Here is an 11,020-nt window from a genome sequence, read left to right as displayed (position 1 = left end):
CTAAATAAAGCGCTAACTGCGTTATAATTTTTTCAAGTAGAACAACTACATGTCAAAATTTACGCCTTGTTATCACTGTATTTATCTGTCGCTATAAATGGTCAGTAACTTAACACGATTGGTATCACTTTCTAGAACCTAGCTTTAATTGCGCGGGGTAAACCCGCGACTATGTCTGGTAGCAGCGAGTTTACCTCGCGACAATAACCTAGGCATTTACAACAATATAATCAGCAGGCATAAAAAAAAGCGCCAATTGGCGCTTTTTTGTATTCACACAGTGGCTGATATTAAAGACCAGCTGCTGCGCGAAGTGCGTCTGCTTTATCTGTGCGTTCCCAAGGGAATTCATCACGACCAAAATGCCCGTAAGCTGCAGTTGGTAGATAAATTGGGCGCTCAAGATCAAGCATTTTAATTAAGCCATATGGACGTAAGTCAAAGTGTTCACGAATCAATTCAATTAAACGTGATTCTTCAAGCTTGCTGGTACCAAATGTTTCAACACTGATTGACGTTGGCTCTGCAACACCGATTGCGTAAGAAACTTGTAGCTCACATTTGTCAGCAAGGCCCGCAGCAACGATGTTTTTAGCAACGTAACGTGCAGCGTACGCAGCTGAACGGTCAACTTTTGATGGATCTTTACCAGAGAATGCACCGCCACCATGACGAGCCATGCCGCCATAGGTATCAACGATAATTTTACGACCAGTAAGACCACAGTCACCCATTGGGCCACCGATTACAAAACGGCCAGTCGGGTTAATGAAAAACTTAGTTGCACTAGTGATAAGCTCAGCAGGAAGTACTGGCTTGATGATTGTTTCCATCACAGCTTCTACTAAATCTTTTTGTGAAATGTCTTCACTGTGTTGAGTAGAAAGTACCACTGCGTCAATACCTACTGGCTTGCCGTTTTCATATGCAAAAGTAACTTGTGATTTTGCATCAGGACGTAACCAGTTAAGCTCGCCGCTTTTACGTACTTGCGCTTGACGCTGCACTAAACGGTGTGAGTAAGTGATTGGTGCAGGCATTAATACTTCAGTTTCGTTACATGCGTAACCAAACATTAGGCCTTGGTCGCCAGCGCCTTGTTCTTCTGGGCTAGTACGGTCAACACCTTGGTTGATGTCAGGAGACTGCTTACCAATCGTGTTTAAAATTGCACACGAGTCTGCATCAAAACCCATATCAGAATGAGTGTAGCCAATTTCACGTACAGTTTTACGTGTGATTTCTTCGATATCAACCCATGCGCTAGTAGTGATTTCACCACCAACCATAACCATACCAGTCTTTACGTAAGTTTCACACGCAACACGGGCATGAGAATCTTGTTCTAAGATGGCATCTAGTACCGCGTCAGAGATTTGGTCCGCGATTTTATCCGGATGACCTTCAGAAACAGATTCAGAAGTAAATAAATGTTTTGCCATTGTCTTTGCTCACAAATATTGCGCTTCACAAACGTCGGTAAGAGCGCTAAAAAATTTAGGGGCGTATTTTATCTAAAACAACGATAGTTGCATAGTTTTTTTACGCCTAGACGTCTAAATAAAATTACTAATAACTTTTTGTTCTTAAAAAAAATTCATAATGCCCAATTTAATCAGGTTTTTAATTGCATACAGCCCCTACAATAAGTAAGAATGGATCTTCAAATGAATACACACAATAACCAGCGCAAATACAGTAAAGGTAGGAGAATCCATGCCGTCTCGCAAAGAACTTGCAAATGCTATTCGCGTCTTATCAATGGACGCAGTACAAAAGGCCAAATCAGGCCACCCTGGAGCCCCTATGGGCATGGCTGATATCGCAGAAGTACTATGGCGCGATTATCTAAACCACAATCCAACAAATCCAGAGTGGGTAGATAGAGATCGATTTATACTTTCCAATGGCCACGGTTCAATGCTTATTTATTCTCTATTGCATTTAAGTGGTTATGATTTACCAATTGAGGAAATTAAAAACTTCCGTCAAATGCATTCAAAAACACCTGGCCATCCAGAATATGGGTATGCGCCAGGTATTGAGACTACTACGGGCCCACTTGGTCAAGGGATCACTAACGCGGTAGGTATGGCGATTGCTGAAAAAGCATTAGCCGCGCAATTTAACCGCGAAGGTCACGATATTGTTGATCACCACACATATACTTTCTTAGGCGATGGTTGCTTAATGGAAGGTATTTCTCATGAAGCATGTTCACTTGCCGGCACATTAGGCCTAGGTAAGCTTATTGCATTTTGGGATGACAACGGTATTTCAATTGATGGTGAAGTTGAAGGTTGGTTTAGCGACGATACACCTGCACGCTTTAAAGCCTACGGTTGGCATGTAGTAAGTGACGTTGATGGCCATGACTCAGACGCTATCCGCGCAGCTATCGAAGAAGCACGCAGCATCACCGACAAACCAACACTAATTTGTTGTAAAACAGTTATCGGTTATGGTTCACCAAATAAATCAGGTAGCCATGATTGTCACGGCGCACCACTAGGTGAAGACGAAATCAAAGCAGCACGCGAGTTCCTTGGTTGGACTGGTGAAGCATTTGAAATCCCAGCTGATATTTATGCACAATGGGATGGCAAAGAAAAGGGTAAACAACTTGAAGCTAACTGGGATGAAAAATTTGCCGCGTACGCCGCTGCACACCCAGAACTAGCCGCTGAATTTAAACGCCGTACTAGTAGTGAGTTGCCAGCAGATTGGGCTGAAAAATCACAAGCATATATTGAGCAACTAGACGCTAATCCAGCAAACCCAGCATCACGTAAGGCATCGCAAGACGCACTGAATGCATTTGGTCCATTACTGCCTGAATTTATGGGCGGCTCAGCTGATTTAGCCGGTTCTAACCTGACTATTTGGAAAGGCTCTAAAGGCTTAACACGCGATGATGCCAGCGGTAACTACATCTATTACGGTGTACGTGAGTTTGGGATGTCGGCGATTATGAATGGTATTGCATTGCATAAAGGCTTTATTCCTTACGGCGCAACTTTCCTAATGTTTATGGAATATGCACGTAATGCTGTTCGTATGGCTGCACTTATGAAAGTGCCAAGCATTTTTGTATACACCCACGATTCAATCGGTTTAGGTGAAGATGGTCCAACTCACCAACCAGTAGAGCAAATTGCTAGCATGCGTTTAACGCCAAACTTAGTTAACTGGCGCCCGTGTGACCAAGTTGAGTCTGCGATTGCATGGCAACAAGCGATTGAACGCCAAGATGGTCCAACATCACTTATCTTTACTCGCCAAGGCCTTGAGCAACAAACTCGCTCAGCGCAGCAATTAAGCGACGTGAAAAAAGGTGGTTATGTGCTGAGCTGTGACGGCGAGCCTGAGCTTATCTTAATCGCAACTGGTTCTGAGGTGCAATTAGCACAAGATTCAGCCGCTGAACTGCGTAAGCAAGGTAAAAAAGTACGTGTTGTCTCTATGCCATCGACCGATGTATTTGATGCACAAGACGCTGCTTATAAAGAAAGTGTACTACCAGCTGCAGTTTCACGCCGCGTAGCCGTAGAAGCAGGTATTGCTGATTACTGGTATAAATATGTAGGTTTAAACGGCGCTGTAGTAGGTATGACCACCTTTGGTGAGTCAGCACCAGCTAATGAGCTGTTTGAGCACTTTGGCTTCACGGTAGAAAACATCGTAAACAAAGCAAACGAATTATTTTAACCTTAAAGGTTAAAATGTAAAAAGCCCGCACTGTGTTAAACGCAGTGCGGGCTTTTTTATACAGAGCTGCAAGCTTTAAGCCGTCAGCTATCAGATGCCCATGAGTATTTTTCACATCACTACACTTGCATGCTATGCGTCCTTAAGGCAATGTGGTCGCAGTTAAATTATAAATCAAAGAACAGGAGTGAGGATGTCTCAGTTTGATAATGTAAGTGTTGTTAAAACAGCGAACGTATATTTTGACGGTAAAGTATCAAGTCGTACCGTGGTTTTTGCTGATGGCAGCACTAAAACGTTAGGTTTTATGCAACCGGGTGAGTTTGAATTTGCTACGAGCAAAAAAGAATTGATGGAATTAAACGGCGGCCAGTGGGATGTATTACTCCCTGGTGAGACGAAATGGCAAACGATGTCAGCAGGGGAGTCTTTTAACGTTGATGCTAACGTTACCTTTCAAGTAAAAGTGACTGACTTTGCTGATTACTGTTGTTCGTATACTTAATATACAAATTAAGTGACACGCTGAAAGCCCGCCATGCGCGGGCTTTTGCATATTTAATGTGACTAAATTGATCTACATCAGCTGTAATAACAAATAAATTTCATATTTATGCTTTTCTGCCTTGTGTTAATCTAAATAGCCCCCAATACTAGTTATGAGGTAACATAAAAAAGGATACCCTATGAAAATTAATCTTTCTGGTCACCATGTTGACGTTACTGACTCTATTAGAGAGCACATCAACGAAAAATTTTCAAAAATTGCGAGTCATTTTCCATCTCTGATCGCACTAGATATCATTCTTTCAAAAGAGCATCATAAGCTCCAAGCAGAAATCAGTACCATATACGAAGGCGCGCGTTTATCCGTTAAAGGTGAGAACGAAGTTCTTTATCCAGCTATTGCAAACGCGGCTAAAAAACTCGATGCAGCACTAAAGCATCGTAAAGGCCAAATTAAAGCCAATTTACATGAAAAACCGGTGAGCACTACACCTGAAATTGCTCATGAAATTATTCAAGAAATGGACCTACGTTAAATAATAAAGACGCTAGATCTTAGGCAACTAGGATCTAGCGATTTACATCTAAAGGACTAGTCCTCTAAACCTCCGCTTTACTCTTTATTTCTTAATTAAAACGCTGTAACTTGCTTATTATTAACCATAAGTAATAAGTACACAGATGCAGTCAGCAGTATCAATTTGGCAAACTCGTTTAAACGCACTAGGTCCAGGTATTTTAATGGCGACTGCTGCAATTGGAGGCTCACATTTAGTGGCATCAACGCAAGCAGGGGCTATTTTTGGCTGGCAGCTATTTTGGTTAATCCTCGTTGTTAACGTGCTTAAGTATCCGTTTTTCCGCTTTGGTATCGAGTACACGCTAGCCACAAAAAAAAGCTTAGTTGAAGGCTATCAAAGTAAAGGCCCATGGTTTTTTTATAGTTTTATTGGGTTAAATATTATTGCTGCGGTGGTCAATACCGCTGGTGTGCTGCTATTAACGGCCAGTTTATTACACTACGCTTTACCCATTGCTATTTCAGTGACTTTACTGTGTTGGTTGATCCTCGCCGTTTGCTTAGTCATTTTATTACTCGGGCACTTTAAAGCACTCGATAACGTCGCAAAGGCTATTATGGGGCTACTTACATTAGCAACAGTCATTGCCCTAGCTATTGCATTTAGTAACGGCCCAATGGCACCTGCTGATTACGTTGGCCCATCTCCCTATGAACTTGCTATGCTGGGTTTTATGGTGGCATTGATGGGTTGGATGCCTGCACCGATTGAAATCTCAGCATTAAGCTCATTGTGGCTTAAAGAAAAGCAAAGTCAGCAAAGCGTGACTAAGGCTCAAGGGTTGTTTGATTTTAATTTAGGTTATTGGTTAACCGCAGGGCTGGCATTAGTATTCTTTTCACTCGGTGTGCTAGTGCAATACGGGCAAAGCGCGAATATAGAGCTCGGCGGCGTGGCATTTGCTAAACAGCTTATTGATATGTATGCCCTTACCATAGGTGAATGGGCACGACCATTAGTTTCAATTATCGCGTTTTTGTGTATGTTTGGCACAACTTTAACCGTGCTTGATGGCTACGCGCGCACATTAAACGAATCACACAAGTTATTAGGTTTTAAACAAAGTAAGCACAGCTTAAATATCTGGTTGATAGTACAATCTTTGGCGGGGATGGCGGTGATCTTATTCTTTAAATCAGCCCTTGGCCCTATGCTTACTTTTGCTATGACGCTAGCATTTTTGACTACGCCGATTTTTGCATGGCTGAACTTCAGCTTAGTTCGCTCAGTGCCAAGTATTCAGCATTCCAAAGTAATACAAAGCTTGAGCTGGTTAGGGCTGATTTATTTAGTTGGCTTTGCGTTGGTGTTTTTGGTTTGGAAGCTTGGTTAACAGCAAAGTAGTTAATTCGAGTTTGCGCGGGGTAAACCCCCGCCTACGTATTGGTAGCAGCGAGTTTACCTCGCCACGGGCTGCGAGCTTCGAATACTAGAACCTAGCTACTACCTAAAACCTAGCTTCTATTTTTCAATTACTTCAGGCTTACTTGAAAAAATCATCGTCGTTTTTAGCAAGCATAGCTTCAATATCTTCAATCATATCTTGGCTTAAATCATCTGCAGAGGTAATAGGTGCAGAGATTTTATTGTTTTCAAACGACCATTCGCCTAAATCAATTAACTGACAGCGTTTTGAACAAAAAGGGCGGTGCGGACTTTTTTCTGACCATTCGACTTGGTTTTTACACGTTGGGCAGCTTACAACTGTTGGCATAACATCTTCTCATACATATTGTTTACGATTTATAACTCTAAAATCTAGAAAGCTAGGTTTTAGGATCTTAAAAACTAGTTACTCGGTTTATCTCGGCTAATGAAGTCATACCGGCGGCAGCTTTTCTGAGGCCTGATAAACGCAAGTTATTAAAGCCTGACTTTAACGATACTTCAGCAATTTCTAGTGAATTACCGCCACGCATAATGATTTGCGCTATTTCTGGAGTAATCTGCATTACTTCATAAATACCCACACGACCTTTGTAGCCATCAGTGCAACTATCGCAGCCTTTGGGTGCAAATAAAGTGAGTTCAGTTATTTGTTCAGGGCTAAAACCTTGGCGTTGTAACTCTTCGTCCGGCAAGCTTTCTGGTGCTTTACATTTAGGGCATAAACGTCGAGCTAAGCGCTGTGCGATAATTAAGCTAATCGAGCTGGCAACGTTATAAGCAGGTACACCCATATTAAGTAAACGGGTTAGGGTTTCAGGAGCAGAGTTAGTATGTAAGGTCGATAATACCAAGTGACCAGTTTGCGCCGCTTTGATAGAAATTTCAGCGGTTTCAAGATCACGGATCTCACCTACCATCACCACATCAGGATCTTGACGTAAAAACGCTTTTAGCGCATTAGCAAAGGTCATCTCTGCGCGCGGGTTAATTTGTACTTGGTTGATACCTTCAAGGTTAATTTCAACCGGATCTTCTGCAGTGCTAATATTACGCTCTGGTTGGTTAAGAATATTCAAACCAGTGTAAAGTGATACTGTTTTACCCGAGCCGGTAGGGCCGGTAACTAAAATCATGCCTTGCGGTTGTTGCAGCGCATCCATATAGAGCTTTTTCTGCTCAGGTTCGTAACCCAGTACATCAATGCCAAGCATGGCACTGGATGAATCAAGGATACGCATTACTATTTTTTCGCCCCACAAAGTCGGCAGCGTACTTACCCGGAAATCGATACTTTTACGTTCGGTGATTTTAAGTTTGATACGGCCATCTTGTGGTTTGCGTTTTTCGGCAATATCTAAGCGTGCCATTACTTTTATCCGCGCTGATAAACGCGTGGCTAAGCTGTTCGGCGGGCTGGCCATTTCATGTAAAATGCCATCGATACGAAAACGCACGCGGTATTTATGTTCGTAAGGTTCAAAGTGTAAATCCGAGGCGCCTTTTTTAATTGCATCCATCAAAATTTTATTGATGTATACGATAATCGGGGCATCGTCTTTTTCGTCTTCGCCGTTGTTTTGTATTTCGCGAGGACCTTCGGTATCTAAATCACTAAATTCTTTAAATTCTTCATCACTTAAATTTAAACTGCCCGACGCATCAAGCAGTTGATCTATTTTGGCTTCAAGCTGGCGATAATCAACAACGACCACCTCACAAGCAAGCCCTGTACTGAATTCAAAGTTTTCAAAAGCACCATAATCAGTCGGATCCGACGCGGCAATGTAGAGTTTACGGCCTTTTTTAACTAAAGGTAGAATATGATGATCTTTGATCAGTTTTTCTTTAACAAGCTCTTTGGGGATCAGCTCGACGTCAAACTCACGTATATCAAAATAAGGCACTCGGAATAAGTCGATGCATTGCTCGGCAAGTTCATGACCATCAATACCGCTGCATTTTGCGATCAACTCTGCAGTTGAGCCATACTCACGTTGTTTGAGTTTGACTGTTTCTGCGTCAATACGGCCAAGCGTAATAAACTTTCTAAGTAATGGTGAATTAATATTCATTGCGCACCTTGGTTAGATCCTTTCATAGCCAGCAATTTATCAGAAAAAAGAATGGTATAACATCAGTCTTGTCGATTTAAGGTAATTTGACAACAAAAAGCTAAAAAGTTTTTGTTTATCACAACCGTTATCATCTTTATTAGTTAGCTTTAGTCGTTAGTTGTAAGTAGTTTTGATGAAGCTGCATTATATCCTGCTCAACCAAATGCAATGGGCGGTTGTTATCAATCACATCGTCAGCTCGATGGCGTTTATCCTCGCGTGACATTTGTGCGGCGATAATACTGCGTGCTTGCTGCTCAGAGGTGTTATCGCGGGCGATAGTACGCTTGAGTTGTATTTCTACAGGAACGTCAATCACTAAAGTGCGATCACAATATTGCTCAAGACCATTTTCAAATAACAGTGGTGCGACGAGCACCACATATGCGCTGTTTGCAGAGTGTAAATCAGTAAGGGTTTTTTCACGGATCAGTGGATGCAGCAAATTATTAAGCCAAGTTTTTTGCGCTGTATCAGCAAAAATAATCTCACGTAATTGCGCCCGGTTTAAACTGCCGTCGGGGTTTAGCACTTGGGCACCAAAATGCTCACTAATAGCAGCTAAACCAGGGCTATGCGGTTTGACTACGTGGCGTGCAATAATGTCAGCATCAACCACGGTAATAGCGAGTTTTTCAAACATGGCACTAACGGCGCTTTTTCCGCAACCAATACCGCCGGTTAAGCCCAGCACCCAATTTTTCATCGGTTTATGAGTGGATGCATTCATATTAATAACCTAACAAGTTAAAATAAAATACTTGGATTTGTGTGCCCCATAACAAAGTAACCCAACCGGCAATGGCTAAATAAGGCCCAAATGGAATTGGCGTGGCTTTATCTTTGCCTTGAATACTCAATAACGCGATACCAATAATAGCGCCTACTACACTCGATAATAAAACAATGGTGAGTAATGATTGCCAGCCAAGCAATGCGCCAAATACCGCCAGTAATTTAAAATCACCATAGCCCATGCCTTCTTTACCGGTGAGCAGTTTAAATAGCCAAAATACGCTCCAGAGGCTTAAGTAACCACATGCTGCACCAATAATGGCATCTGTTGGGGAGATAGTGATGCCCATTACCGCAGCAATTAATGCTAACCAGACTAAAGGTAAGGTGAGTTGGTCAGGCAGTAGCATATGATCAATGTCAATAAAGGTCAGGGCGACGAGCACCCAAGTAATTAAAATATACAGTAGTGCCTGCTCAGTCACGCCAAAGGTGTAGGCCACTATTAAGCTTAAAACCGCAGTAAGCATTTCAACAATTGGGTAACGTACTGAAATAGGGTTACTGCAACTAGCGCAGCGACCTTTTAACAATAACCAGCTAATAACAGGAATGTTTTGCCAAGGTTTAATTGCCGTTTTGCATTTTGGGCAAGTAGAGTTAGGCTTGATCAGATTAAACTCAGTTTCTGTATTATCAGCTTTTGTAGGTTTTAAATCGTCAGCCAGTAAAACACGGCATTCTGTTTGCCATTCACGCTGCATCATTATCGGCAACCGGTAAATAACTACATTCAAAAAACTGCCAATACACAGGCTCACTAAGCCAACAGTGAGTAAGTAAAACCATAATTGGTTTTGCATAACAGTGATTATATCAAGAAAAAAATTTTGCATTCGCTAAAACCTAAAATCTAAAAACTACTAAAAGCCCGCACTTACGTGTATGTAGCAGCGAGTTTATCTCGCGACTGTTTATACATTTACACAAACAAGCCTATTTTACCACCGAGGGCACAAAGGCGCTGCGCGCTACACAGAGAAACCAAAGTAAAAAATTACTTATTTCTTCTCTGTGAACTCGGTGGTGAATTAATCACTGACAGAACTTGAATCTATTGCGCGGGGTAAACCCGCGGCTACATATTGGTAGCCGCGAGTTTATCTCGCGACTGTTTATACATTTACACAAACAAACTTATTTTACCACCGAGGGCACAAAGACGCTGCGCGCTACACAGAGAAACCAAAGTAAAAAATCACTTATTTCTTCTCTGTGAACTCGGTAGTGAATTAATCACTGACAGAACTTGAATCTATTGCGCGGGGTAACCCCGCGCCTACGCATTGGTAGCTGCGAGTTTACCTCGCGACTGTTTATACATTTACACAAACAAACCTATTTTACCACCGAGGGCACAAAGGCGCTGCGCGCTACACAGAGAAACCAAAGTAAAAAATCACTTATTTCTTCTCTGTGAACTTTGTGTTCTCGGTGGTGAATTAATCACTGACAGAACTTGAATCTATTGCGCGGGGTAAACCCGCGCTTACGTGTATGTAGCAGCGAGTTTACCTCGCGACTGTTTATACATTTACACCGACAAATCTATTTTACCACCGAGGGCACAAAGGCGCTGCGCGCTACACAGAGAGACCAAAGTAAAAAATCACTTATTTCTTCTCTGTGTTCTCGGTGGTGAATTAATCACTGATAGAACTTGAATCTAATTGCGCGGGGTAACCCCGCGCCTACGTATTGGTAGCAGCGAGTTTATCTCGCGACAATGAGATTATTTTCGCGGTGGCAAGCCTCTCGCCTACAAGTAATGTCCACAATTAAAAACCTTTCTGCACAAAGAGTAGAATGAGAGCAAATGAGAAAAGCGCCACGGGCTTCGAATACACCCTAGCCATTTCCTAGCTCCTATTTTTACAATTACTTCTCTAAATCGCAGCGTCTCTTAATCTCTGTGGTGAATAAATC

The 11,020-nt window shown here is 42.2% G+C and carries 9 protein-coding genes; 4 read left to right on the top strand and 5 right to left on the bottom strand.

Annotation, left to right across the window (positions count from 1 at the left end):
* Positions 1-290: 290 nt before the first annotated feature.
* Entirely contained in the window at positions 291-1,442 is a 1,152-nt protein-coding gene (metK, locus tag H5163_RS20475) for a methionine adenosyltransferase (protein ID WP_149981353.1), read from the bottom strand.
* 274 nt (positions 1,443-1,716) lie between these two features.
* On the opposite strand from metK, the gene tkt reads away from it, so the two are divergent.
* From tkt to H5163_RS20455, 4 genes are all read left to right on the top strand, one after another.
* Positions 1,717-3,708 carry a transketolase gene (gene tkt, locus H5163_RS20470; protein WP_182735850.1) on the top strand — a complete coding sequence of 664 codons (1,992 nt, stop codon included), beginning with the start codon at positions 1,717-1,719 and terminating at the stop codon, positions 3,706-3,708.
* A 193-nt stretch (positions 3,709-3,901) separates the two neighbouring features.
* Positions 3,902-4,213 (top strand): pyrimidine/purine nucleoside phosphorylase, encoded by a 312-nt coding sequence (locus H5163_RS20465; protein WP_145235187.1) that lies wholly within the window; start codon positions 3,902-3,904, stop codon positions 4,211-4,213.
* Between the two features lie 181 nt (positions 4,214-4,394).
* On the top strand, positions 4,395-4,751 hold the full coding sequence (hpf, locus tag H5163_RS20460) for a ribosome hibernation-promoting factor, HPF/YfiA family (RefSeq protein ID WP_145235189.1): 357 nt from the start codon (positions 4,395-4,397) through the stop codon (positions 4,749-4,751).
* Between the two features lie 205 nt (positions 4,752-4,956).
* Positions 4,957-6,129, top strand: coding sequence for an NRAMP family divalent metal transporter (locus H5163_RS20455; RefSeq protein ID WP_145235524.1), 1,173 nt, complete (start codon positions 4,957-4,959; stop codon positions 6,127-6,129).
* 150 nt (positions 6,130-6,279) lie between these two features.
* On the opposite strand, the gene yacG is transcribed toward H5163_RS20455, so the two are convergent.
* From yacG to H5163_RS20435, 4 genes are all read right to left on the bottom strand, one after another.
* A complete protein-coding gene (gene yacG, locus H5163_RS20450) occupies positions 6,280-6,510 on the bottom strand; it encodes a DNA gyrase inhibitor YacG (protein ID WP_182735849.1) in 231 nt (76 codons plus the stop codon).
* Positions 6,511-6,577: 67 nt separating this feature from the next.
* Positions 6,578-8,257, bottom strand: a complete 1,680-nt coding sequence (gene pilB / locus H5163_RS20445) for a type IV-A pilus assembly ATPase PilB (RefSeq protein WP_145235193.1) — start codon at positions 8,255-8,257, stop codon at positions 6,578-6,580.
* Between the two features lie 139 nt (positions 8,258-8,396).
* Entirely contained in the window at positions 8,397-9,029 is a 633-nt protein-coding gene (gene coaE / locus H5163_RS20440; protein ID WP_182735848.1) for a dephospho-CoA kinase, read from the bottom strand.
* Between the two features lies 1 nt (position 9,030).
* Complete coding sequence (locus H5163_RS20435) at positions 9,031-9,930, bottom strand: A24 family peptidase (RefSeq protein WP_310736416.1); 900 nt, start codon at positions 9,928-9,930, stop codon at positions 9,031-9,033.
* Positions 9,931-11,020: the final 1,090 nt, after the last annotated feature.

The sequence above is a fragment of the Pseudoalteromonas sp. SG44-8 genome (assembly GCF_014164125.1).
In the GTDB taxonomy this organism is placed as follows: Bacteria; Pseudomonadota; Gammaproteobacteria; order Enterobacterales; family Alteromonadaceae; genus Pseudoalteromonas; species Pseudoalteromonas rhizosphaerae.
This window is presented reverse-complemented; position numbering and strand designations above follow the sequence as displayed.